The following is a 26,175-nucleotide window of genomic DNA, read 5'->3' on the forward strand; positions in this document are numbered from 1 at the left end:
GAAAAGAGTAGGTAATCCATAGTGCATATCGAACTTACGTTTCTTTTGAACCGTAGGTTTATTAAAGTTACCCTTTTCTTAGAAAATCTTTTTCATTTTCCTCTTGACATATTACCAAATTGCTTATATTTTCATTATATAGTTACATCTGCCCTCAACTTCCCTCCTTTCTCAAGATGAACGAATCTGTTCATATCCCCTTAAACGACGAAATGCGAACGGCCGAAGCCATTCGCAATTTCTGATTTTATTATATCAAGCCGCGGGGCGGTTGTCAAAATTAATTTTGGAAATGATCCTGAAGTAATAAAGAATAAGGTTGTATTTTCCAGATGGTATCCTACTATTTTACTTACTGACAGAAATTAGCCAATCATATATTTCATATTGCCCGGAATTCATACAGGAAGCTATCTACAATTAAAGGTGCTGATCAAATATCGCATCAGCACCTTCTTTTCTTTTAAACCAGATCCCCTAGAGAAGAAATTCCCAATGCACAAGCCCATCATTTTTATTTGTCTTTGCAAGATAAAGCGCCTGATCCGCCTTGTTCAATAGAACCCCGTAAGAATTATTTCCCTTTGAAGTAAACGTAACCCCCACACTAATGGAGACCGGTTCATGCATTTGCAGTAACTTTTGCCTTTCTCCCCAGTCTGTATTCAGCATTGTGAAGAAACCTTCCATCTCCCCTTTATGGTTCATACCAGGTAAAAACAGAGTAAATTCATCTCCGCCAACACGACCAGCTAAGGCATTCGGTGCAATTACCGACTTCAGGCTTTCTGAAAATGAAATCAACGTCTTATCTCCGGCAGGATGACCGTATTGATCATTAATATTTTTAAACATATCTATATCTATCATTAAAAATGCACCACTATCCCCAGCTGTCAGAAAGCGCTCACAGGTTTCTTTAAAATACAGCCGGTTTAATAATCCAGTCAGAGAATCGTGTCTCAGATTATACACAATTTGTGTATAGGTCTGTTCCACCATATGATGGGGAAAAAATTCATCACTCGCCTGATTTGGATCGGCTACAGACTGATGAATATGTACTATTTTCCAGCCACATTCCGCTTTTTCCAGCACAATTGTGAATCGAAAACACATATCATACAGGATCCCTTCATCGGCATCTTCTCTTACAGCCAGTTCTCCCATCACGAGAGAATGGGAATCAGAAAGTTCAGTTGTCTGATACCACTGATCCCGGATGATAAAACGCCCAGTCCATTCTTGACTCTCCTCTTCTATCTTAGCAATAAATTCCTGTAAATTTCTTTCAACTTCATGCGCACCCGTTCCTATAATGCTGATTTTATCGGAGATAAAATCGCTTATAAGATCATACCTGCGCTCCTCTAAATAACTTTTCCAAATAAAACGGCAAAAATCATTTGCACTTATATTCTTTTCCATGCTGCATTTACCTGTTCTTTCAAGTCTCAGATTAATCAAACATTTATACAATTATTACTGTCTTTACAAATTACAGTCCCTGTTCTCTTAACTATTACATTTTATATCATAATACCGCCTCGCCATTTCACAACAAACTGCATTTTCGACTGTAGTCATGTCAGCCTCGGAACACGAAAAAGATGTTTTGCACAGCATCAGCATTTTCATTATTTGAAATCCTCTGTTCCCGGTTTCTTTCATCACCTGTAATTCTTTATATGCTTCGCATAATTCAGAATCATTTTTCTGCTGCACGAATTCTTCCAGATTCATAGTATACCCCTTTCTCGCCCATCTCGCCTTTTATCTGCTTTATTCTTTCACCCGACATTATACAGACCCATTCACATGCCGCACCTTCGTCCAATAAAGCCTCCGCATAGCTATTATACCATACGCGGTGACCATTTTCACTATCATAAATATATTCATAAATACGCGCTGATATAAGAATGTGCATATCAAATGCCTGTATTATAGAAGGGACGGGTATCATTGCGATCATTGAGGGGGGTACTTAAAGAACTTATGCTATAACGAAGTTAGAGAGGTAAACCTTCTTTAGTAATGACAATACAAGCTATGCCCATCAAATTCTGCTTCATAATCAACATTCATCTGATCTACTTCCTCGTCCAATTTCTTACCTCCCTGCGCTTCCTCTAATAATTACTAAATTTAGATTAAATATAGCTTTATTATAATCCGAAGCATTAGGAAAAATAGCTGCCATCCTGATTATTTTTTTGCCGTTTATTCGTTTTAATTACCTTTTTAATTTATTTTTCGTCACATTCTTGACTTATCATGGGTTTTATGTGTATGATTAAAGCATAGAAACAGGAGGAATACATATATGAAACAGGATTTAGCAGCCTTAGAAGAGGAAAATAAAAAACTAAGTAAACTGGCCAACCACGACTGGTTAACCAGCATTTATAACCGTGGTGCTACAGAGACTAAGATCAATCAGCTGCTGTCCGAAAAAAAGACAGGTGTCCTTTTCGTACTGGACATGGATCACTTTAAACAGATCAACGACCGATATGGTCATATTGCCGGTGATTGTGTTCTCCAGGAGGTCGTCAGAATCCTGAACCTCATGACCTTCAAACAGGATATTTTAGGCCGGATAGGCGGAGATGAATTCGTGATCTATATGCCGCTCGAACAGAATCAGAATTTTATCGATGAGCGGTGCTATCAGATCCGAATCCGCCTTTTGGGTATCCAAATGACTAATCCGCTTATCAATGGTATCTCCGCCACTGTGTGTGGAAGTCTGTATCAGCCCGGGGATGATTATAAAAGTCTGTTTGACCGCGCTGATCAACTTCTTTTAGCGGAGAAACGGAAAAAAGACAGGAAACCGGTTGTGGCTGCGGCCGAGCAGCGCCGTTCTGCCGCCAGAAAAAGCATCGATATCGATATGGCACTGATTCGCTCCGAATTGTCAGAGCAGGAGCTTATTTCCGGCGCATACTGCCAGGATTATGAGACCTTCAAAAGAATCTACCGCTTTGTAGAACGCAGACTACGCCGAAGCAGTGAGAGCGTCTACATTATTCTCTTTACTTTGACTGATAAAAATGGTGACTTACCAAAGCTGCTAACCCGTGAGAAGCAGATAGATACCTTAAAATCTGTAATTCAGCATTCGCTTCGTCTCGGCGACGTTTTCACCCAGTACAGCAGCTGTCAATATCTCATTATGGTTTCTGACGTGAACAGTCAAAATGTGGAACTGATTGCCCAGAGAATCTACGAATCCTTTTTTTCAGCGATGACTGAGATTGAAGATAAACTTCTGCTGCATCACTGCTTCCCGCTGAAACCAGCAGGAACTTCTTAACGTCATAAAAAATAAAAACTCCGAAAACAAAGTTTAAAACCGTTTCCAGAGTTTTCTATTTCATTATTTATTTCTCGTTCCAATATAGCAATTTTAGAATGTCTATATAAGCAGGAGAAAATTGGATGAAAAACTATAATTTTGAACGGATCGTCGATTTGCGTAAAGACTGCAATTTAAATCAAAAAGAAATGGGAGAGATTCTTGGGGTGCCGCAAAGAACTTATGCTCATTACGAAGCTGGAGATGTTAATATTCCGATAGAAATTTTACACGAATTAGCAAAATTTCATAAAACATCGGTTGATTATCTAACCGGACTTACGGATACAAGAAAACCTTATCCTTTATCTCAAAAATATCATTTACTAACGAGTAAGAAATCTTAGATACCAAAAACACCTCCTAGAACAATGATCATTTTGCAAAGTATAGTAATTGTAAGAGGTACCAATATGATCAGTTACGAACCATTATGGAAAACTATGGATAAAAAGAATATTACAACCTACCAGATTATCAAGCAGGGCATTGATAAGAAGACGATTCATAATCTAAAAAATAATGCTAACATCACTATGCTCACTGCCGAAAAGCTATGTAAAATTCTTGATTGTCAAATAAATGAGATTGTTGAATTTGATAAAGTCACTCAATAAAGAGAAAGCTACAATACTTTTATTAATAGCAAAGATTGCAGCTTTCTCTTTATCGACCGTCAGCAGAAATGAATCAGTCATTTATATCATGTTATCAACAGTGACTTTCTTTGACTACCATCATATCCAGTATTGTCGTCCATCTTACCGGTTTCTTCATTATCCAAGACTTTCGGCGTTCCTTCTTCGTCTGAAAAATCCAAAGCAACCTCAAATTCTGCAATATCTGATGTCTCCTGTTCATCAAATACCACTCCATTTTCCTGAAGATCTGCCTTATCTATATTTATATCTGTTTTATCTTGCTGATTGTTGTTTGTATCAGCAGATTCTTGTTCATGCTGTGCATTACTTGGAGAGGCTGTCTGGCTATCATCCTTATTTTCTACATTATCAGGCTGATTATCAACATAATTTAGATGAGAATTAACCACCGCTTCTGACAATATCATACAAAAATCAAGACCTTTAATTTCTCCCATACCTATAGAAAATGCCTGCACAATCGTGATACAACCTGGAGCAGATATTTGAAAAATATATTCCCCCGAATTGAGTAATTTACTTTCATAATATCCATTTTCATCTGTATAAATAGTATCTACGATTGTCCCACCATGGACTATTTCAACTTTTGCCCGGTAAATTGGGATACTATCAACCATTCTTACTACATGCCCATAGAAGTTACAGCTTTCAAAATAAGTAGGTTTTAAACTAATGGACATGTTTGTTATCTGACCATCAATTATTTCAAACGTTGACTCATAGAGTTCGTATTCTTCAGACGACGCATAAATAGTATATTTGCCCGGTGGCAACTGTTTCCCCTTAAAAAATCCCATTTCATTTGTATAGACAGTTTCAACCAGAACATTATCCTGATCCACTATAGTAACAGTAATATTATTGATCGGATTCTGCGTAACTGAATCTATTATAGTTCCCTGATAAATGCGGTCTAAATGAGTTTCGCCACCTTGGCGGGTGCATTTTGGTACAATACCTGTTTCTTCAATATGTAAATTATCTATTAAAGCATTATCAACATTATAAATACTCTTCTCGTAATGATACAAGGGCAATATCTCGGGGCCGATATCTATAGATTCATCTAAAATCCAATAGTCCTTTCCGTCCATACACAAAGCCAATGGATCTCTACTTAAAATTTCCGCTTTTCCGACAAATCCAATTCCTGCTTTTGTTTCATTGGCAGCCAATCGAATTTTCAAAAAACTAACTTCCGGTGCCAACACTATACATGCACTCATAGACCCTTCTAATTTAACACTCGATATACCGCCTTCAAGTGAAAACACAGGAGTAAATCCATCAGATTTAGTGTAACTGCCTCCAGTTACATTATACATCTTAAATCCAATTTCAATATTGCCATCTGAATCAAATGTAAGAGATACTTTACCACTAACAATAAATCCGTAAGGCAATAAAACATTTATTTCGCCTAATGTTACTTCCAAATTCTTGCTCAGTGTTCCATTGTATTGTATAGTTCCGTCATAAGTATTATTGAAAACAAGACTAATCTCTTCGAGCCCTATACTTGTATCGTCTGTTACAATACGATAATCAACGCTTTCTGTTTTGAAAACACTTGACAGTGTTATACCTTCCCATTCTCCTTCAATTCTAAATGGCTCGAATAAATTTGTGGTTCCGCTGATAATTGATCTCGATCTATAGTTTTTAACAGGAGTTATAGTAACGCCTTCAGCTGGCGTAAACGAACCACTCACTGCTTGTGTTCCCTGGACATCAATAGATTTTATAACTTCTTCAAGTGCAGGTTCCTCATAATGAATGATTACGCCTTGCTCTGAATTTTCTATTGCTGTAACCCTTATAGCAATGTCATTTTCCGGGGAAGATTTATCCTTTAAGACATATACAGTTCCTTCTGTCCAGCCAGTAGTTAGGGCTGAATCAGATACAACTACCGTTTGGTTCTCCTCATCTAATACAAATTCTGTATTCTTTATTTCTAATCCTTCTATATATTCGATACCTTTATTTTCAGTTGATCCACTGGAACTTCCTCCTCCAGAGCTGCTTCCTCCTCCACTGCTATGGCTTCCTCCGCCACCGCCACCTCCGCCGGAACCACCTCCGCCTCTTGTTACGCCACCGGAAACTTTTCCACTCCCAGGCGTTGTGGCTGTTGTTATAATACCTTTCCCTTCAATAAATTGTACCACTCCATTTACTGTCCATCTTCCGTCTGCATTTACCTCATATCCGTCCGGAGTAATGCAATTTGCATACATTTTTCCATCTGCATCGAAGGAATAGCTGTAACCATCAATCCATGCCCATTGGTTGGATAATGCTCTTCCGTAATAGCCATCATGAGCAGTGTTTAAAAAGTACCATATTTGATTTTCGTGATACCATCCTGTTTGCAGCTTGCCATTTTCGTCAAAATGATACCGACCTGTTCCATCATTTATCCAGCCCGTCTGCTTTGTACCATTCTGCTCGTAGAACCAGTCTGAATTTTCCTGTTTCCAGCCTTCGGCATATGCAGTATTCTGCATTAACATAATAAAAATCAATATCCACGTCAATATGCCTTTGATTTTGCGCTTATTCACTGATTATCCCCCTCCTGAATCAATTAATTATTATATCTTATATTAAATATAGCAATATTAGATAATACAGTCAAACAAATTTTAGTAAATATTCCCAAAATTCTTGGGAATTATTTTTTGTGAAATCTATTGACTTTTTCTATAAAGTCGTTCTAATCATCATTTACTAATATGCTTTCAGCAAAATAAACCGATGTTCCCATACTATTATTAGATGGAACGTCGGTTTACCTTTATTTTCTCTGCTATAATCCCCTACACATTTACCGGAAATCCGCTAAGTTAAATGAAAAAGGGTTGAAATTAGAAACTGATTTAAAAACCATAAAAGAAGAACTTAAAGCAGCTTATAAGCAACAGATCAAATCCGAAAAAGCTACAGAAGCTAAGGCCCAAAAGAAGCCGCTATTGCTGCAAAAAAGCGCAAAAAAGTAAGGAAAAATTATTAAAAGCTATTGAATAATAAAAAACCGGGAGGCCTCTGTAATTACAAGAGACTCACCACAGCAGAGATAATACAATTGTTTTATTTTTCTAAGAATTCCATACACCATCGGTTCCAACAGTATAGAGAGTTTCAAGTTTTGTGTAAATAGGAAAACTGATATAAGATATGTCATTGGTTACTATGGGCTGAAGGCAGTTTTTTGGATACTCCCGAATTCAGAGAATTGGAAAAGACTTTTTCCTCCACGGAATTCCAAGCCGCATTAGCCGCAGCTAATATGTTACAAAATTATTATAATTCAAAAAAGAAGTAATTATAAAAAAGCAACCCAAAAGTTTCTTTTTATGTTCTAATTAATATAACATCTTGCCAATACTCTTTCTTCAATCACAAGATTATTCCCCTCTTCATCTAACCATTGTTGACGTTCATTAGAGAAAGAAAAAATACTTAGAAACGGTTTTGTACTGAGACATCGGCTTACAATACACAAGCGAAATAGTTCTCTATTGCTACGCATTTTTTCATATTCGTTTCTACTTAATTCAACAAAAATCTTATCTCCGTAAAGGCCTTTTACCTCAAGCTTGTAACAAACACTTTTGAACTTCGCTTCTAAATCCCACCCATAATTCTTATCTTCAACAGATGTTACTTGAAAACCTCTTCTTCGATATTCTCTAGCAACTAAATCTATAGCTTTTTTCTCTACTTCTTTTCTTTTTTCTATATCATAAGTACGTAATAACGCCTTTTTTTCTCTAATATTTTTTACACTTTTTTCATAATGAGTAATACACTCTATAACTTCATTTCTAAAAGATTCCATTAATGGAGAATCCGCATACCAAATACTTGATTCTCCCATACCGCCTTTGACTCCTCTAGGAATTTGTGGGAAAGTAAACCTCATATCTTCTGGTAACAAAACAGCGTTCTTATACCATCCTACAATATATGTTCCTCCGACTTTATGAGTCGCAGTGAATACCACCAGTACATCTTTTACATATTCGTCATCTCTATTCACTTCGCAATCAAGACGTTTTAGATTATTGGCACCCATCGCCTGAGCATATCCATACATTCTTCCATCAATTTCTTTAAAATTATAAATTTCCCAACCATATCCATTCTCTTTAACAAATGACCCACCCCCATATATCGGGCCACCTTGATAGTATTCCATCCAACCAGTGTTACAGAATATCATCTTTTGCATTTATCCGCCCCATCTCCATTCATCTGAAACATTTTTTAACTTAATGTCTTTTTATTTTAGTGATATAATCTATCGCATCCTTTAACTCTAATATCCCTTCCTTCTAACTCGTATTTACCTCATCTATTATATATCACTCTTTTTAGCGGGGTATTTCCTTTAATAGTAATCAGTCAGATTTATATTCCACTCATTAGCATATTTATAAATCCACTCTAAACTGTGATCACCATAAGCTTCGCCCCTACACAGTTACAATTATTCCCACCGCTCCAATTATCTTTTTCATTTTCTCCCTATTTATCCGGATCAACAAAATACAAAACCGGCCAATTCAATACATTTTCCATAAAAAAGGGCTAGTTCGCTTCGAGCATTTCTCAACATTATTGTACCTCTTAGGTTCTTACTTAATCAATTTAAACAGCTATTTTGCCTCTTAAAATCTCCTACAAGAATATTATTTGCAAAAATCCCATCGTTATCATATTCAAGTTCTAAATTATAAACTCTAACATCACCATCCACTGCTTCAATAGTGCATACTCTATAGATTCCATCAACACAACATAATTCATCACCAACTTTGACATCACCGGCACGCTTCCAAGCGTTCTTCGCTTTAATTGGATGTTCTTTAGTTAACTTAATTTCATTTCCACTATCTGTAACAATTCTTATAACCATATCTTGTCCACACCAAATATTGCTAACTCTATTGCAAGACTCTCCATCTGTACGTATTAATTCACCAATCTTAATTTCACATATACTTTTTTTACTTCCATCAAACATCAAAATCATTGTGTTTCCATCCATGCAGCCATTTATACATCTCATAATATTAATCCTCTACTTTCTCTTATTTTCACTATTTTTTCATTCCATGATTTGGAGTTCAACCTGATAAAGCCATAATAAAATCAGGTACACTCCCCGTAATTATAACATAAAGGAGTAAAATAACTACTAATATAACCATTATCAGCATATAAAATAAGATACCTAGAAAGATATATTTTACTCCCCTATATATCCAAGACTCCTTCTTATTAATGTTGTTTTTTATCTGAAAATCCACGTTTTCAGTTGTTTTTTTATCAGAAGGTTGTAATACTTCATCTAATACTTTTTCAGGAGATTTATCGATAAACTCTGCTGCCCCACAATAAGGGCATTCCGCTTTGTCATTTTCAATTTCTCGCCTGCAATATGTACATACCTTCATTGCAGCTACCTCTCTCCATATAGGATAATCTTTTATTGGAAATAACTTTCAAACTGATCACACAATTGTTTAATATATTTTCTCCTTGCAATAACCTGAATCCATTCAGCTGGTATAGTATCTACACCGTAATAAATTCCCGCCAGACCACCCGCTATAGCTCCAACTGTATCGGTGTCATAACCAAGATTTACAGCTTTCAATACACAAGATTTATACGAATTGGTGTTCATCAAACACCAAACTGCCGCTTCTAATGTGTCCACTACAAATCCACTACTTCTTATCTCATCATTTGAGAGTTTCATAAAAGCATAGAGATTCTTTAACCGACTATATTCACTAATATATTCAGCTCCCATACTTTCATAATAAGCGAACGCTTCTTGAATTCCAGCAGCAATGCATTCATTCAACGTTAAACTTGTAGATATCATTTTAATTGCAATTTTTACATATATTCCGCACCCAATCAGACTGATTGGGTGTCTGTGTGTTAAAGCTGATACATTATGAACCACTTCCATTTGGTACTTTTTTTCATCTTCTCTTAGATAACAAAGGTAATAAGCGACTGGTAAGATACGCATCAATGATCCATTGCCATTTTCATATTCCGATATTCCACCGCAATTCAAAGGACTCATTCCTCGACCATAATTCATTATTGCTCTACTGGTGGAATTTCCAACATCAAATACTTCTCCCGATGCCGTGTAGTCCCCATATAACAACCATGCTGAGAATTTGTCCATGATATCTTCATGATTTATTGTTTTACATTGTATTATGCTATCCAATAAGGCAAGTGTTAAACTGGTGTCATCTGACCAAGTGCCAATCGGTTGATTATGTGAGCCATATTCTTGCATTGATATCACAGGATTTTTTGCGATTTCCGATCTAGTTTTGAACTCTAGCGGAACGCCCAAAGCGTCCCCTATTGCCAGTCCAATTATACCATCATATAAATTCTTCATTAACATTCCACTTTCCCATTTTCTTCAATTGTTTTCCTGTTAATCACTGAATACTTATCGACATATATCTTCTATTTAAATGAGTTTCAGTCTAACAATACTTTAATTGGGTAGTCCCCGATATTATCCGTTTTTCCACCTTATACTCCTCATAAAATAGCACTTTAAACAAGTATACTCTTTTTTCTTTTCGTTTTTTTATTATTCCACCTGTAAATAATACTCTTTTTTCCTTCATCGTAAATAACAGAAAGCAGGAGCAGCTATTATATCCAGGTGACTGTTATAATCGTCATTAATATAGCATTCATTTTTCTGATCAGATAAATCATTCATACTAACGGGTTCTGAGTTCGAGGCATAGTCTGCAAAATCCCAATCATCGGGATCTTGTTGCCATAGTTAAAAGCTGACCCATGAAACTACAGAATCACTATGGCCGATTGTATGTGGTACGACTATAACCACCGGAGGAGCCTTTGAAAGAGTTTATAAATCCTCATCTTTAATTTCGATATTCCATCTGTACTTATTCATAGTCTACTACCTCGTTTTTCATATTATTCTATAAGTAAATGTCAATTTGCTCAAAATATCACTATAATGAAGTTAATTCTCTTGCTTGTTTTGTAAAACGCTTTAATAGCGGAATAAAATTAATCGCCATCGAATTTGGGGTTCTCTGCCCGTATTCATACCTGTACTCTGCAAAACCATCATTATTTACATATATTATATCTTATGAGAAGATTAATTTCCACAGAAACACAACTAAATTCACTTTCTATTTTAATAGTACCGAAAATCATTTGCTGAATTGAAATTTTAAATTCCGTATGCTAGAGTAAATTCCACCTTCCCTTTAAAAGTGTATACTATTTAAAGTTTTCGAGAGACAGATGCTGGATTTCGTGCTATAATTGGGACAAATTTCTGGGAAACTTTCTGTTTTTGGGTATGGTAAAAAGACCTCTGGAATTCTGGTGAGTAAAACTAAATTCCACAGTTCGGCTTGAAAAAAGATATTTACCGGCCTGGCGGTGGTCTCTTATGTGATTTTACTTTTTCAGCAGCTTGGGTGACAGTATCACTTCATCGGGGGCGATGAATTTTAGCTGCAAGGCCTCGAATCAAATACAAGCCGGACAGTGCCGGGAGTACAGCGGTTCATGAGATGTGCAAGAAGCAGCTCTGTATCGGGAAAATATAGGGTAAGGATACATTTAAGATAGTCTTTTGCGGATAATACCGTATCCATTTCAACAAATTCAGAGCGGGAAAGCCCTAACGCTGAGAAATCGGAATAGGCCCTTCCCAGAAAGATCTCCCGGTCTGTAATCCGTGTTTTATGGCTCTTACGCAGCTTGAATTTTGTTTTCCGCTTCAGGTCTACATTGCGTATGAGGAGATATCCCTGTTCAATGTAGTTATAGAGCGTCTTAACAGACATACCGAGTTCCGGATGATTGATGAAGATCATGTAGGGGGACTGTCCCTGTTTGATCAAAGGAGTGACAACCGCATCAATGCAGTGCATTTCGGATCTGGATTTATTAACACCAGCCTGGGAAGAGGAATGGAGTTCTTCGTAATGACGTTAGGCAGCATGAGCATTGTAATCATACTTTGTTGGTAAGGTGCACAGGTTTTTCTTTCTGGAACAGCCATTACAGACAAAGGGATCCCTGTCCAACCGTCGGCAGGATTCCTTCTCAAACCGGGAGCACACCATGTTACATTTATGGCAGGAACGGCACAAAGAATCACAGATGCTGATCTTCTCACATGCTTTTTTTAACAGCAGAACCTGTGGATACAAAAGTTATAAGGATTATTAAAGCTTCCCTTGTTCCATGTGTTCTGGATTCGATGTAGCTTGATCTCCTTGGAGACAGATATAGATGAAAAAATTAAAATATATGGTCTTAATGAAGAAGAATAAAAATTATTTTGTACGCGAAATAATTTCGACATCACAATAGCACGTCCAACAAATTATTATACTTTAGTTAAAGATAAGCCTCATTACTCCAAAGATTCTTTAAACGTCTCCTATGATATTCCTACTACTATAAGCCTATGCATTACAGAAAGAGATATTGACTTTTATGAGAGAAATAAAAATATTGAAGGGGCTGTGAAAAAATGGAGTTGATCTAATTCCATTTTTCCACACCCCCCATTTTTCACATCTATGCGCTCTGCTCTTCTACTGCCGTTACATTTGACTCCCGCATTTCTTTTAATTCTTCCATTCCGATTCCCTGTTCCGTGAGCAAACCACGAATAGACTTAAACTCTTCCAGTTCGAACTGAGACTGTAATTTTTTTTCCTTTTCCTTCAAAGTAACAAACAGCTTTCATACTGTCTGATACTCTCCTGCACCTCATTTAACTGTTTATGTAATTTCTCCATGGGTGATTTTCTTACGCCTCTTATCATAGATTATCTCCTTTATTGGTATTGTTGTAATTTATTTTCTCATAAATTATGTGACAGAAGAACTAATAATATACCTATAGCAGCTTTATACATTTTTATTTATGTTTTATCAAAATTCATCAATATTATTGAAGTCTCTTTCAATTTTGTTTCTTGGCAACACTTTTTAATACTTTTCATATATCGAAAAATGCGGAAAGCCTATAAACACTGGGGTTTTAGACTTTCCGCACTAAAAGGGGAGGATAAGTATTCACTCATCTTTGGTATACTCCTATTTTAAACAAAAAATGATTTTCTATACACTTCCCGAATCATTTATTTCCGTTTTTATTTTTTCATACCGTTTTTTATCCGTTTCTTCTAATTGTTTTAAAAGCCCCTCCAGGTAAATACGGTCAAGTTTGCGTTTTATCTTCCATTTCTGTCCATCCGGCTTCAGTGCCTTTTGCTCCAGTGCCGCCATCTCTTCCCGGCATTTAAAAATCCGGGCTTCCAGCCCCGTTATGCTCGGTCCTTTCATGATAGCCGGAAGGTCCAGCGTTCTCGTCAGAAATTCCTGCATGACGGTCTCCGCCATTTCATCGTCCTGGAAAATCCGCAGGAAAAATTCCCGGCTCCCGCGGTAAAAATCTTCCTGTTCCGACTCCCTCTCCCCTCCGCCAGTGACCAGAAAACCATGCTCAGAAGGAATCAGACACACAGCACCTTCCCTGACCGTCTCCAAGGAATAAGCCGACTCCCCTATTCCATGTTTTTCCATAATTTCGCGGACAAGATCGTATAAATACCATCTCAGTTCATCCAAATCGTTTCACCTCTGATTCAACCTTTATTCCTGTCCATGATTCTGTCTCATGGCCCAATTTCTTATGATTCCAATCCCTTATTCTTCCATTTACCAATCCTGTAGAATATTACAGTCAATACCGCGCCCAATACCCAGGAGATCAGAAGGGATACCCAGATACACTCGTATCTGCCTCCCGGAAGTTTCGGCGTCTTTGTAAAATAAGCGATGCCGTATGCCAGCGGAACACGGATAAATACAGTCGTTACAATGGAAATCCACATGGGTGTCATGGTGTCGCCCGCACCTCTCATCACACCGGAGAGACTCTGCGTCACCGCCATGGCGATATAGCCAACTGCCAGAATCTTCATCATATTGGCACTCAGCGCAACAAGCTCCGAGGTATTAGTAAAGATCCCCATCAGATACTTGCCAAAAATCAGAATCAGAGCTGTGATCACTGCTGACGTTCCAGCAGCTATCATGGTTCCCTGCTTAGCGCCTTTATGTACCCGTTCAATCTCCTTTGCACCCACATTCTGGCCGGAATATGTGGTCATTGCCGTGCCAAAGGAGAAATTGGGCATCATGGCAAATCCGTCTACACGCATAATAATAACATTGGCCGCAATCACCATTTCACCGAAGCTGTTGGTCAGCGATTGAACCACAACCATCGCCATGGAGAAAATGGCCTGTGTGATACCGGACGGAAGCCCCAGCCGCAGGATCGTCATGATATTTTCCATATCCGGCTTGAGATATTGGAACTTCAGATCAAAGACAGCCGTCATCCGTTTCAGTTTAAAGAAACAGAGGACCGCGGATACCATCTGTGCAATGACCGTAGCCAGAGCAACACCCGCCACCCCCATCTGCAGCCCCGCTACAAACCAGAGATCCAGAATGATGTTGATTACCGTTGCAATCAGCAGATAGATCAGAGCTGACAGTGAATCACCAAGACCTCTTAAGATACCGCAGAACATATTGTAATAGGCGACTCCCATGATTCCCACAATCAGAATCAGCAGATAGGAAGTACACCAGTCAATGATACTGGCCGGTGTGTTCAGCATTTTTAAAAGGGGCCGGATTGTCACCGAACCGAATACCATAATGATCAGCGAGGCCGCCGCAGTCAAGGTAATGGTGCTCCCGATCGTCTTCGACAGATGCTCCCTGTCCTTTGCTCCAAAAAACTGTGATACCATGATACTGGTTCCCATCGATATGCCAATAAAAAGCACCAGCAGCAGATTTAAAATCGGGCTGGCACTTCCAACCGCCGCAAGGGCATTATCTCCTACATACTTTCCGACCACGATACTGTCTACCGTGTTATAAAGCTGCTGTGCGATATTACCGATTAACATGGGAATCGTAAAAATAACGATCTGTTTCCATGGCTTCCCCACCGTCATATCTGTCTGCGCAAATAAAGCTTTTAACTTTCCACCCATACGTCCTACCAACTTCCTTCTCTTTCGAAATAAAAGCCTGATCCACACGACTCTGTTTTCAGGCGAATATCTTTATTATATCGAATAATAAAAGAAACTACAAGTAGTTTCCGGTTTTACAGTACAGCGGCCAAATAGTTTATACCTTTTTCACAATCACAAAACAGGCCGGCACAGAAAAATTCCCTTTCTGTACCGCCCTGTTTTCTCATACAATATTTTCATACTATAACCGGATGATCCTTCAGTTAAATTCTGCTGTTCCGATATTCGTTCGCCGATATCCCCTCCAGCTTCTTAAAAACCTTGGAAAAATGCGCCACATCCATGAATCCCACCTCTTCCGAGATATCGCCGATCCTCAGAGACGGGTCCTTTAACAGCTTCTTCGCCTCTTCGATCCGGATGTGGTTTAAAAGTTCGGAAAAGCTTTTCCCAGTATGGCCGTTCAGCAGCTTACTCAAATGCCATTGGCTGACATACGTCTTTTCCGCCACTTCAGCCAGAGTGATCTTCTGTGTATAATTCTCCTCCATGTATTTGAGCGCCGTCTTTACAATAAAGCTTCCGGCATTATGTTCTGATGAATCTTCATTACCACCGGCACCCGGCGCCGCATTCCCTTCCGGTTCTGCCGCCGTAGTACTTGAGACTTCCGCCGTGTTCTGCGTCTTTAAAGCATGTTCCTGTTCCTTTCGTTTGTTCAGCGTATCCGCCATGAACTGAAGCGCTTCCTTGATCTCATCCATATTGGATGGCTTCAGCAGGAAACGATTCACCCCCAGGCGTATGGCCTTCTGCGCATAATCAAAGTCTCGGTAACCGGTCAGGATGGCAATCATCATCTCCGGAAACTCCACACGGAGCGCCGCAATCATGGACAGCCCATCCATTCCTGGCATGGAAATATCCGTAAAGATAATATCCGGCCGCAGCTTTCGGATTATCTCCAGCCCCTCTAAGCCGCTGCAGGCGGTCGCTGTCACTTCACAGCCATAATCCGCCCACGGCACCACCTTGGAAATACCTTCTACTATAATCGGTTCATCGTCTATAATTACCACTCTATACATCTGCTTCCCACTCTTCCCCGAACGTCATTTTATAAACGCACTTTTGCTATCAGTATACCATACTTCCGAGTTTTTATCACCCCTTAACAGCTCCGGCCGTCATTCCCTTGATAATATACTTCTGAAGGAAGATATAGACAATCAGAATCGGAATAATAACCAGTGCCACGGAAGCGGCCATGAGGCCGAAGTTCGTTCCTTCATTGGAAGTCAGTTCGTTTAACAGACGCGTGATGGCACGGTGCTGCGGAAGACGCAGCAGGAACATCTGAGTAAACAGATCGTTATAACTCCAGAGGAATGAAAAGATCGCCACTGTCGCAAAGGATGGCTTTGCAAGAGGTACTACGATCTTATAAAAGATCTGGAAAGGATTGCAGCCTTCCAGGTAAGCCGACTCCTCAAGTTCTATGGGGAGACTGCGCACATAGCCTGTCAACACCACGATGGCGAAGGACATATTGCCTGCTACCTGCGGAAGAATCACGCTCGTTAAGGACAGAGCCAGACTCTCCGTATTGACCATATGAATGGAACTCAGCATGCGGTATACCGGGATGATTGTGGAGAATACCGGAAACATCATACCAGCTACTACCAGTGAATTAAGCGGTTTCCGAAGCTTGAAATCGTAGCGTACCAGACCGAATGATGCCATACCGGCCAGAACAATGACAATCACTGCCACCGAAGTAGAAATAATCATACTGTTGCGGTATGCACTGAAAATACTGAGGCGTTCAAATGCAGTCCGGTAGTTAGCCAGTGTAAACATCGCTCCTGTAGGAAGTGCAAAGGAATTCGAAAGGATCTCGCCCTTCGCCTTAAAGGAGTTGATGATGACCCAGAAAATCGGATAAATCGTGGTAAGTGCCCAGAAGCCCAGAACAATGTAGATGACTACACTTCCCAGCGATATTTTTTTCCCTCTGTTCATGATGAATCCCCTCCTAATAATCTTTTTCTTTGAAAATTGTGTTGACCACCTTCGCCGTCACAATTCCCAGAACTACGATCAGAACTGCTATGGCAGAACTGTAATCGACATTTTTGGTATTAAAGGTCTGGTAGTACATGTATGTGCCGGTCAGCCAGGTCTCACCCAGCGGAATTCCTTTCGGGAACATGGTCCATGGAAGGTCAAATACCTTTAATGCGCCGGTAACGCCAAGAACCACGCAGGTACACATAACATTGTGAAGCAGCGGAATGGAGACATATCTTACTTTCTGGAATCCCGTTGCCCCATCGATAGCGGCAGCCTCATAAAGTTCATCGGAAATATTATTGAGTCCCGTGATCAAAATCACAAAATAGAATCCCACATACTGCCACATAACAGGCAGCATCATCGTAATGAGCGCCAGTTTCTCCCCTTTCCAGTCGATGAGTTCGGTGACGCCGAAACTCTCTAACAGCTGATTCACCATGCCCTTGTCGTACAGGAAGATCAGATTGAACATCAGACCTAACGCAGTTGCCGAAATCACGATGGGGAAAAAGTAGACCGTCCGGAAGAATTTTGCTCCATGGCTGATATTGTCAACCAGAAGTGCCAGGACAATGGCGATTCCAACCTGGCCGACGATGGTGACCACCATCATGAGGATTGTGTTTCTGACTGCTACACGCATGTTTTCATCCTGGAACATGGTAACATAGTTGGTATACCATGGATCATTCCAGCCTTTGCTGGCGGCTCCCAGCTCCGTAATCTGCTTAAAACTGTTCAAGATGTTCTGTATAAATGGATAGTATAAGAAAATTGCCATAAAGGCGAACGCCGGAACCAGAAAAAGGAACAGCGGCTTTTTGTTTTTATAGATATTTGCTCCCATATTCTCACCCTATTTTCCGTAAAAAAGCCAGAGACGAAAGGCCATTACGTCTCCGGCTTTCAATTGACAGTTATTTAGTTTGCGTGGTAAATCTCCAGGCCTTCCTTCACAGCATCCTCTGCTGATACCTTGCCTGTTACGATCTGCGGCATGCCGTCGAATGTTGACGTTCTGCATTCGCCCTGGAAAATATCCTGAACAGCCGGTGTTAAGGATGTAACGCCGCTCATCATATCCATTGCCTTCACCTGCAGGGAGTTAAACTGGCTCTGGTCTACTTCCGGTGCTTCTTTCAGTGCGGAAGCCGTATGCTGTGCGAAGATCGGAACGATTTCGTTAGATGTCATGTATTCCACAAAGTTTACTGCTGCATCTCTCTTTTCCGGATCATCCCATGCCTTCTTCGTAATATAGTAGCCCATGGACAGACCGCCGATTAAATCGGTTGCTTTTCTGTCGCCCTGGCCAGGTACGTAGGTTACGGTAAATTTGTCAAGTTTCTCTTTATCCAGTGTAGCCGGATCATTCGGGTCTGACTGGCATGCGCCTGCGATTCCGCCAACCTTCCAGGAACCGTCGATTAAGAAAGCTGCCTTATCTTCTGTGAAAGCAAGGAACGTATCATCGTCAGTTGCTGATAATGTGTTCTTCGGGAAATACTCTTTTTCATATAAGTCTTTGATATCGTTGATACCTGCCACCCATGACTGTCCCTGTGCGTCATCAACCGTTTCCGGAATATCACAGTGGTTTGCCGGGGTGTTGTGATTGAAGATGGCGTATTCCCACCAGTAATGCGGAATGTTGCCGAGAGCTGCTGCGATCGGGCTGTAGCCTGCCGCTTTGATCTTCTCACAGTCTGCAAGGAACTGATCCCATGTGTAATCCGGTCCCGGTACTTCTACCCCTGCGGCGTCCAGAACAGTCGTATTGACAAACATCGCCTCCCAGAAACCATTTACCGGTACTGCGTATTTCTTTCCGTCGACGAGAGACGCGGCGATTAAATCATCGTTCATGTTGGACGCGTACTCCGGATACTCCTTCCGGATATCATCGATGGACATAACCTTACCGGCTTCGATAAAGGAGTTGGCGTCTGCGCCGTTAAACCAGAACAGTACGTCCGGCTCGGAGCCCATCTGAAAATCGCTTGCCACACGGGCCTTTACCGTCTCATCTGAAACTGCGGAAGAATCGTTTACGGTGTTGCCGGTAGATGCTTCCCAGTCCTTTACTGCCTTCTGGTAGTTCGGTGCATTTCCATCCTCACCGGCAAAGGTTGTCATTACGTTTAATGCCACTGCCTTTTTCGCTTCTGTCGGGGCCTCCGTCTTAGCTTCGCCCTCTGTCTTGGCCTCAGTTCCCGCCTCTGTCTTCGGAGCTGCTGTCGTATCAGCAGTGGACTGCTTGGAACAGCCGGTAAATACGGTTGTGGTCATGGCTCCTGCCAGTAATAATGCCATTGTTCTTTTCTTCATATCAATACCTCCTGTTTTTTATACACCCTTTGCATTCCTGCAATTTGTATACCTTATGTCATTATTATCGCTGATTCGGTTGCAAAAATGAATAACCAGTTATGCCATTTGTTGTATTTTCTTGTTCACTTATCACAGAACAAGTTCAGACAAATGAATTCCGGTCCGATTTTACACTCAGGGTGGGATCGGACCGGGTACCATTTATCTGAACCTGTTCGCCATTACGCCTGTTACCGTGCCGCAATGGTAAGACGCGCAATGACATGCTGTTCATCATCTTTTTCAATTGTAAGGCCGCAGGGTTCTCCATAAAGAATCCTCAGGCGCTGATTCACATTGGCAATGCCAAGATTACCGGACGGTTCCCGGCTGAAATCGTACTCCGGAGAAAGCAGACGGCATATCTTCTCTTCCTCCGCGGGTGTCAGGGTCCCGTCGTTTACAATTTCCAGGTAGAGATACCCCTCTTTCTCATAGCCGCGCAGGACAACGGTTCCCCGCCCGCTGGGCCTTACGCCGTGCTCGATGGCATTTTCAATCACAGGCTGCAGAATCAGCCTGGGCACCTCATACTGCATAATGGATTCATCCAGTTCCTTGACTACGGTCAGGCGCTTGCCGAATCGTTCGGAGTTAATGTACAAATAAGCATTTACATAGATCATCTCTTCTGACAACGGCACCAGGGTTCTCTTCTTCCGGTCCATGGCCGCGTCCATCAGCGTCGCAAGAGCCTCGATCATGCGGGATACCTTTTCATTTCCTCCCAAACGGGCTTCCCAGTTGATGATCTCCAGCGTGTTGTTCATAAAATGAGGGTTAATATGGGACTGGAGCGCCATGATTCTGGCATCACGCAGTGCAATCTCCTCCTCGTAAATATGGTCAAACTGGTACTTCAGCCGCTCGGACATCTGGTTAAAGGACTCCATCAGATACTTAAATTCCAGGTTTTCCGGTGCTTCTTTAATCTGGTATCCGAGGTTTCCCGTTTCGATCTGATCGGCTCCCTCCATCATCACCGTAATCGGTTTCGTAACATTCCGGTTGAACACACGCAGCAGAATCAAAAGCAGAGGCACCAGAAACAGAAGCATGCCTGCGATGACAAAGGGATATCCATAAAACGGAGCCTGGATAATACTCTTGTCCGCCTGCATCAGCACCGACAGAGTAAAGTACTCCTCCTTCTGCGTATCGTAAACGTACATATTTCCATTTCTGCGGCTGTAGCCTGTCTGAGATACATCACTGTCTTTTGGTATCTTTTCCTCCATGTTCTCCCCCTTTAACAGGATGGTCTGGCCGTCGAGCCGGACAAGAACATTTTCCCCCTGCGGAGAATCGATGAGAGGTCCAAAACAGTATGACGTGTTCAGGCGCATAATCAGCGCCCCGAACGGATAATACGTATTATCAAGCAGATTCCTGACCATATAAATCCGGCCGTCTATATTGATGTAGCCTAAAGCGGTATCCAGCGTGGACAGAAACTCTTTGATCCTTTCATGGTCCTCTCTCCAGTAGGTCTGCACCTGCTGATAGGTACCGCCGGCCGAATTATTATAGACGCTGCAGTTCATGCGTTCCGGTTCCTCGTAGCACCACAGGATGGTGGTGGAAAAGCATTGATTCTGGCGGTATTCTTTATTTAAGTAATCATTGCTCACAGTATACAGTCCGCCGTAGCTTCTAATGCCGCGGCTGTATTCCCGCCATGCTTTCTCCAGAGTCTGATCATACGTCGCCTTCCTGGACGCACTGATTCCGTAATTCAGCCGTTCCACACAGATCTGTCCGTCATAGACTACCTGGTCTACAATCCCCTGTGCCACAGTCCCGTAGCGGTTGCTCAAAATATAATAGCCCGCCACTCCAATAATCAGGCAGAACGGGAGGAACCAGCACATCAGCATGATCCCTATCATGCGCCATTTCATGGAAATTTCGTTTTTTTCTTTTTTACTCATATCTGACCCCTTCACCGCGTAAATGGCTTTTCCCATTTTTCAATGTCTCTACTATATCACAAAAAGGAGGGGGGCGGCAATATAGTAACTGGCCGACTCCGTCTTTCATACTCCCAAAAGAGTTTGGGAAACTTGACAGTGATGCAGGAAAGCGATATGATGCAGCGAGAAAGATTTGTTACATTTATTTGTATACAATAATTATTTGTACGAAAGGAACAGGAACTATAGGAATGGGACATTTAATCAGAAAGAAACGCATCGGCATAAGTTTGATTATTGCGGTCACACTTGCAGGAGGCATTATTTTCACAAGCGCATGTTCCGCAGCCGGCAAGACACCTCAGCAGCAAAGCAGTCGCTCAGATGAGGAAACTACGATGGAAACACTGGAATTGAAAGGAGTTACATATTATCTGGTTTTTGATGAGACTCAGTTAAGGGCAATTGGAAAAGATGGGTATGGACTTGATCGGAATTACCTCCAGCAGGCTGATATCGAATTATCATCGGATGAGTGGGTTCCTATCGGAACCGAAGATGAGCCTTTTAAAGGTTCCTATAACGGCAACGGCTTCGAAATCAAAGGGCTGACCATGACTGACCCAAAAGCTGAAATTGTCGGGTTATTTGGATATGCTGAAGATGCACAGCTCTATAATATCACCCTTCGGGACTACGATATTATGAGTGCCGGACGGGATATCAAAAAAAAATCGGTCTCCCCTGTTCTCGTATTCGGAATGGGTAAAACCCGCTCTTACGATAATACGGTATATCCAAAAAAATAAATGCCTGTAAGCGGCACATTTTTTATACAAATTTTATATTTCATACTTTTTTCATAGGTTGTCTAAAATTTATTTACATCTTTTACAAACTTACTTCATAATTGGTACGTATACTATAACCATAGAAAAGAAAATCACTTTTTTATAAAAGACTTTTTTTCATAACTCGCCGGTGAAATCCACATTTCACCGGCTCCTCCCTTTTTAAGGACTTTTTTATGTAATCATTTATAATATCTGTCACAAATAGTTTGATCACTTCATCTCTCCTGCAAATCAAGTTTTATATCACATCCAAAATAACGATAAGTTTCTTTTGTATGTTCAATAGGATAAAGGAACTCAAAATACTGTTCATCTAAAACTTGTGGAGATATTTGCCTGTAAACATACTCTAACAGATTTGAAATAAAATATCCGAAAGCAAGTCCTGGCCTGTCATTGCAGTTGGGACCAAATATTCTGTTCCATGATAAATCATAAAAACTAAAACAGGGGCGATTATCCGTCTCTCGGTCTCTTGGATTCCCCTGCTCCCAGTATCTACAAAATACATTGGAATTGAAACATATGTGATTTAAATAACCACAGCTTTCTAATAATTGTAAGCCAAGATTAGTATTGCGAGTTTCAGCGCTTATACATATGTTAGAATCATATCCCCAAATACCATTAAAAATTTGATTATTACCTATTATCCGACCATTAAGTTCACAGATTTCAATAACGCTTTTGGAATATTTACTTCTCCTCCTCGTCAGTATGTCTGATGAAGCAGTTGATTTTACTTCGATAATTCCTAATACACTATTCGGCATCAATACCACAAAGTCTCCCTTTTTGAATAAGTAAGGATGATTTTTTTTATAAATAATTAAATCTATTTGATTGGTCAATTCACCATTGGCATTTTTGATAAATCCAGTTCCTACTTCTACATTCGCTGGTAATATACCTTTCAGGAAATCTCCCAGAAGAATTTCTTTATATCTTCCATCTTCTCCCCAATGTGCATCATCAATAAAAAACCTTACTCTGTTCTTTTGAGCTTCAAATTCTGCAGCTATAGATTGTTGATAACGTACTAAACTTAACACTAAGCACTGCCTCCTTAAAAAAAATTTATTTTTACAAATTGCCAGAAGAACATTGAGTTATATTTATAATATATCATGTAAGTCATAAACACAACAAGTTTATTCAGTCTGTTGCTGCTCTTTACATCCTATAATTCCATACCTCATTTTCCTGTAACAAAAAAACCGGTGATATTTCACCGGCAAAATTATTGAGGCAAATACTGAGAGTTTTTTACAAATCAGCTCCTGTTAATCCCTGAGCCCAGCAATTGAATCACTTAATATTTAAGAAGTTTGAATTATATCGTTAATGGATAACACACACCATAAAAAGGGAGGAGCCGGTGGAATGTGGGTTCCACCGGCGAGTTATGAAAAAAAGTCTTTTTATTAAACAAGTTTTTCTTGTCTATGGTTATAGTATACGGAAGACTTATGAAGTAAGTTTGTAGAAGATGTAAATAAATTTTGTACAGCATGTGAAAAATGTGTGAAATATGAATTCACTTTACAGGAAGCATATCCGGTCCTATCCCATCAGTCATAATAATCGTCAACCAGAACCCCGTTCGTCTCGAAATAGTACAGAGTCCCGTCGATTTCCATATCTCCGGTCACCATGTGGCCGTCAGACGCCAGATAATACCAGTCGTCTCCCAGTATCAGCCAGCCTGTTTTCATATAGCCGTTGACGTCAAAGTAATACCACTTGCTGTCGAGCTCCTGCCAGCCGTCTTTATAATACTGGTTGTCCCCTTTGCAGTAGTACCAGCCGCTCGCATCCTGATGCCAGCCAATGGCAGTCGCCTGGGTCTCCGGCTGAGTCTCTGCTTTCGTTTCCGGCTGTACTGCCGGCTTCTGTTCCGTCTGTTGTGTGGTCTCTCCTGACTGATAAGGGCATACGCCGTTCGGGTGCAGATGCGCCGGATAGCCGCCGCAATGGTAATGGTAACTTCCCAGGCCGCTCTTATTCTGGTTGTCTTTGTGGCCTCCATTGGCATCCGTACGCCCGGAGTGCGCCTCCGCCTCGATGGAAAACGGGGTTCCGGGTATCACGGTAAAGGTGGACACCAGAAGGCTGCCGCTCATTAAATAAACCGCTAATTTTTTGCAATGCTTTTTCATACAGATCCCTCCTGCAAATTGTATTTCTTTCATTATACGATAAAGCGTCAGGGAAAGCTATAGCGCCCGCATCTTTTCTTTAATGAATCAGAGCATTGGCAAGGGGCAGCCCCACCAGAAGCGCCAGTACCAGTTCCAATACCACGTACATGATGTTATAGCGGTAAATATCTCCGGATTTTATCCAGTTCTTATTGCTGAACAGCATGGCCGCAAACGGAGATGCCGCCGGAGTCGCAATGGCACACGAGAGCACAAAGATTCCCATAATGGAAACCAGAGGGGCGGAATTAATCCCGGCCTGCAGGCAGTAGGTTGCCACCACCGGCTGAAGGATCATGCCGATCACCAGGGAATTGCAGACATTCGTCAGCACACAGCCGATGATCAGAAGCATGGCGCCGAAGACAAGCGGGCTCATACCGGTGAAAATCGGGGAAAGGATGGTATTTAAAAATGCGGTCACTCCCGTGCTTTCATTCGTCAGCACGCCTCCCAGCAGGATTGCGGAGGTCACCAGGAAAAAGGTTCCCCAGGCAAATACCCCGATATTCTCTTCAATCGTAATAGCCGGTGTTCCATCAATTTTCACTGCAAATAAGATCACCAGGAATAAAAGAGCCATCCCGAAGGAGTTGGCGCTGAGCCATGCCATGCCCGGAAGTGTGGGGAAAAGGCTTGGCAGAAGCATGCTTAACAGAAAACAGACGCAGATCAGCGCCACTGCCTTCTGTCTTTTGCTCAGCGGAGGCAGCGGATTTTTATTCAGCTGTTCCAGCGTCAGATTCTTTAACCTGCTCACGTCGGGATGCAGGACGTATTTGGTAAAGAGAATCACAGCTCCGCTGCATAAGAAGCCGTAAATCAACGCGACGAGCAGCCACTGTCCGTTGTTGATCACTACGGTTGTTCCCAGAAGGTTCTGAGACACGGTTGTGTAGTTGGAAATCAGTGCGAGACCGTTGCTCATGTATGGCGGAACCGGGAATCCGATGGCACAGGCCACAACAATCAGGATGAGCATAATGGTAGGATATGCCTCGAACGGCTTCATACCGATATCCTCAAAAATATCGTAAAGAATTGGCCAGAACAGGAATATCGGCGCAAAGCAGCCCACAAACGCGGCGATCAGCATGGATCCGATAAAGAGTATGGCAGTAAATGCCCACGGACGGCCGATAATAAATTTTCTCGTCAGGAAGAAACGGCCGATATAGGCGCTGATCCGGTTCGTCTGCAGACTGTTCATCAGGATCATCAGAAAGAACAGCTGAACAACCGTGGGATTGCCGAACGCAGTATTCAGCACGGCTCCCATCGGTGCATAACCGGAGGTGCCGATCATAAAGATACAGAGAATGCTGGACCAGACCGGATCGACTGTCGTCCACAGATAGAGCGTTCCGATGAAAATGCCGAAGATCTGTTTACCTACTGGTGTGATATTGGGCATGTGAATCGGCAGCAGGCGAAACAGGAGCATAATTGCGATGCCGATCATGCAGTGAAACGGATACATATTTTTCTTTTGTTTCATGGTATTTCCCCCTAATCTATTTTATTGTTACAATATTAACATACTGATATCACACATACCATAGCAGGTGCTAAGATACAAAATGCATTTTTCAGTGGATAC

Annotated in this window: 23 protein-coding genes; 4 read left to right on the top strand and 19 right to left on the bottom strand. The window is 41.1% G+C overall.

The features are described 5' to 3' along the window. Positions 1–477: 477 nt before the first annotated feature. Together NE473_RS16395 and NE473_RS16400 are read right to left on the bottom strand one after the other, a co-directional pair. Positions 478–1,428 (bottom strand): diguanylate cyclase domain-containing protein, encoded by a 951-nt coding sequence (locus NE473_RS16395; protein ID WP_055652002.1) that lies wholly within the window; start codon positions 1,426–1,428, stop codon positions 478–480. A gap of 280 nt (positions 1,429–1,708) precedes the next feature. Next, entirely contained in the window at positions 1,709–1,837 is a 129-nt protein-coding gene (locus NE473_RS16400) for a hypothetical protein (protein ID WP_256265344.1), read from the bottom strand. Positions 1,838–2,326: 489 nt separating this feature from the next. Here NE473_RS16400 and NE473_RS16405 point away from each other — a divergent pair, with 489 nt between their 5' ends. The 3 genes from NE473_RS16405 (at position 2,327) to NE473_RS16415 (ending at position 3,981) form a co-directional block, all read left to right on the top strand. Continuing rightward, complete coding sequence (locus NE473_RS16405; RefSeq protein WP_055652001.1) at positions 2,327–3,322, top strand: GGDEF domain-containing protein; 996 nt, start codon at positions 2,327–2,329, stop codon at positions 3,320–3,322. A gap of 125 nt (positions 3,323–3,447) precedes the next feature. Beyond that, positions 3,448–3,711: a helix-turn-helix domain-containing protein gene (locus tag NE473_RS16410; RefSeq protein ID WP_022033444.1), complete on the top strand. Its 264-nt coding sequence runs from the start codon at positions 3,448–3,450 to the stop codon at positions 3,709–3,711. 66 nt (positions 3,712–3,777) lie between these two features. Continuing rightward, a complete protein-coding gene (locus NE473_RS16415; protein ID WP_022033443.1) occupies positions 3,778–3,981 on the top strand; it encodes a helix-turn-helix domain-containing protein in 204 nt (67 codons plus the stop codon). Between the two features lie 86 nt (positions 3,982–4,067). On the opposite strand, the gene NE473_RS16420 is transcribed toward NE473_RS16415, so the two are convergent. The 14 genes from NE473_RS16420 to NE473_RS16485 all read right to left on the bottom strand — a co-directional run bounded on the left by NE473_RS16420 (position 4,068) and on the right by NE473_RS16485 (position 21,538). Further along, on the bottom strand, positions 4,068–6,596 hold the full coding sequence (locus tag NE473_RS16420; RefSeq protein ID WP_055652000.1) for a carboxypeptidase regulatory-like domain-containing protein: 2,529 nt from the start codon (positions 6,594–6,596) through the stop codon (positions 4,068–4,070). A gap of 797 nt (positions 6,597–7,393) precedes the next feature. Further along, on the bottom strand, positions 7,394–8,266 hold the full coding sequence (locus tag NE473_RS16425) for a protein NO VEIN domain-containing protein (protein WP_055651999.1): 873 nt from the start codon (positions 8,264–8,266) through the stop codon (positions 7,394–7,396). Positions 8,267–8,680: 414 nt separating this feature from the next. After that, the gene (locus tag NE473_RS16430) at positions 8,681–9,106 is read right to left on the bottom strand and encodes a Hint domain-containing protein (RefSeq protein ID WP_055651998.1); all 426 of its coding nucleotides are present in this window, start codon (positions 9,104–9,106) and stop codon (positions 8,681–8,683) included. Between the two features lie 58 nt (positions 9,107–9,164). Further along, positions 9,165–9,494 (bottom strand): hypothetical protein, encoded by a 330-nt coding sequence (locus NE473_RS16435; RefSeq protein WP_055651997.1) that lies wholly within the window; start codon positions 9,492–9,494, stop codon positions 9,165–9,167. A 32-nt stretch (positions 9,495–9,526) separates the two neighbouring features. Then, positions 9,527–10,474, bottom strand: a complete 948-nt coding sequence (locus NE473_RS16440; RefSeq protein WP_055652007.1) for an ADP-ribosylglycohydrolase family protein — start codon at positions 10,472–10,474, stop codon at positions 9,527–9,529. A gap of 1,111 nt (positions 10,475–11,585) precedes the next feature. After that, positions 11,586–12,011 (bottom strand): hypothetical protein, encoded by a 426-nt coding sequence (locus NE473_RS16445; protein ID WP_256265345.1) that lies wholly within the window; start codon positions 12,009–12,011, stop codon positions 11,586–11,588. Positions 12,012–12,666: 655 nt separating this feature from the next. Beyond that, positions 12,667–12,819 carry a hypothetical protein gene (locus NE473_RS32870; RefSeq protein WP_341465636.1) on the bottom strand — a complete coding sequence of 51 codons (153 nt, stop codon included), beginning with the start codon at positions 12,817–12,819 and terminating at the stop codon, positions 12,667–12,669. 396 nt (positions 12,820–13,215) lie between these two features. Further along, positions 13,216–13,725, bottom strand: a complete 510-nt coding sequence (locus tag NE473_RS16455; RefSeq protein WP_242866247.1) for a hypothetical protein — start codon at positions 13,723–13,725, stop codon at positions 13,216–13,218. Between the two features lie 62 nt (positions 13,726–13,787). Beyond that, complete coding sequence (locus NE473_RS16460; protein WP_055651994.1) at positions 13,788–15,173, bottom strand: MATE family efflux transporter; 1,386 nt, start codon at positions 15,171–15,173, stop codon at positions 13,788–13,790. 248 nt (positions 15,174–15,421) lie between these two features. Beyond that, complete coding sequence (locus tag NE473_RS16465; protein WP_022033438.1) at positions 15,422–16,246, bottom strand: response regulator transcription factor; 825 nt, start codon at positions 16,244–16,246, stop codon at positions 15,422–15,424. Positions 16,247–16,322: 76 nt separating this feature from the next. Further along, complete coding sequence (locus NE473_RS16470; protein ID WP_022033437.1) at positions 16,323–17,183, bottom strand: carbohydrate ABC transporter permease; 861 nt, start codon at positions 17,181–17,183, stop codon at positions 16,323–16,325. Between the two features lie 13 nt (positions 17,184–17,196). Continuing rightward, entirely contained in the window at positions 17,197–18,084 is an 888-nt protein-coding gene (locus tag NE473_RS16475; RefSeq protein ID WP_006775841.1) for a carbohydrate ABC transporter permease, read from the bottom strand. Between the two features lie 74 nt (positions 18,085–18,158). Beyond that, a complete protein-coding gene (locus tag NE473_RS16480) occupies positions 18,159–19,565 on the bottom strand; it encodes an ABC transporter substrate-binding protein (protein WP_006775842.1) in 1,407 nt (468 codons plus the stop codon). Positions 19,566–19,798: 233 nt separating this feature from the next. Continuing rightward, positions 19,799–21,538: a sensor histidine kinase gene (locus tag NE473_RS16485; RefSeq protein ID WP_055652005.1), complete on the bottom strand. Its 1,740-nt coding sequence runs from the start codon at positions 21,536–21,538 to the stop codon at positions 19,799–19,801. Positions 21,539–21,771: 233 nt separating this feature from the next. On the opposite strand from NE473_RS16485, the gene NE473_RS16490 reads away from it, so the two are divergent. Beyond that, on the top strand, positions 21,772–22,329 hold the full coding sequence (locus NE473_RS16490; RefSeq protein ID WP_055651993.1) for a hypothetical protein: 558 nt from the start codon (positions 21,772–21,774) through the stop codon (positions 22,327–22,329). Positions 22,330–22,589: 260 nt separating this feature from the next. Here the strand turns inward: NE473_RS16490 and NE473_RS16495 are convergent, their stop codons facing one another. From NE473_RS16495 to NE473_RS16505, 3 genes are all read right to left on the bottom strand, one after another. After that, positions 22,590–23,426, bottom strand: coding sequence for a DUF6602 domain-containing protein (locus tag NE473_RS16495; RefSeq protein WP_055651992.1), 837 nt, complete (start codon positions 23,424–23,426; stop codon positions 22,590–22,592). A 519-nt stretch (positions 23,427–23,945) separates the two neighbouring features. After that, positions 23,946–24,533 carry a YHYH domain-containing protein gene (locus NE473_RS16500; RefSeq protein ID WP_055651991.1) on the bottom strand — a complete coding sequence of 196 codons (588 nt, stop codon included), beginning with the start codon at positions 24,531–24,533 and terminating at the stop codon, positions 23,946–23,948. Between the two features lie 79 nt (positions 24,534–24,612). Then, positions 24,613–26,073 (bottom strand): SLC13 family permease, encoded by a 1,461-nt coding sequence (locus tag NE473_RS16505; protein ID WP_006775077.1) that lies wholly within the window; start codon positions 26,071–26,073, stop codon positions 24,613–24,615. Between the last annotated feature and the right edge of the window lie 102 nt (positions 26,074–26,175).

The sequence above is a fragment of the Hungatella sp. SL.1.14 genome, from assembly GCF_024460495.1.
In the GTDB taxonomy this organism is placed as follows: Bacteria; Bacillota; Clostridia; order Lachnospirales; family Lachnospiraceae; genus Hungatella; species Hungatella hathewayi.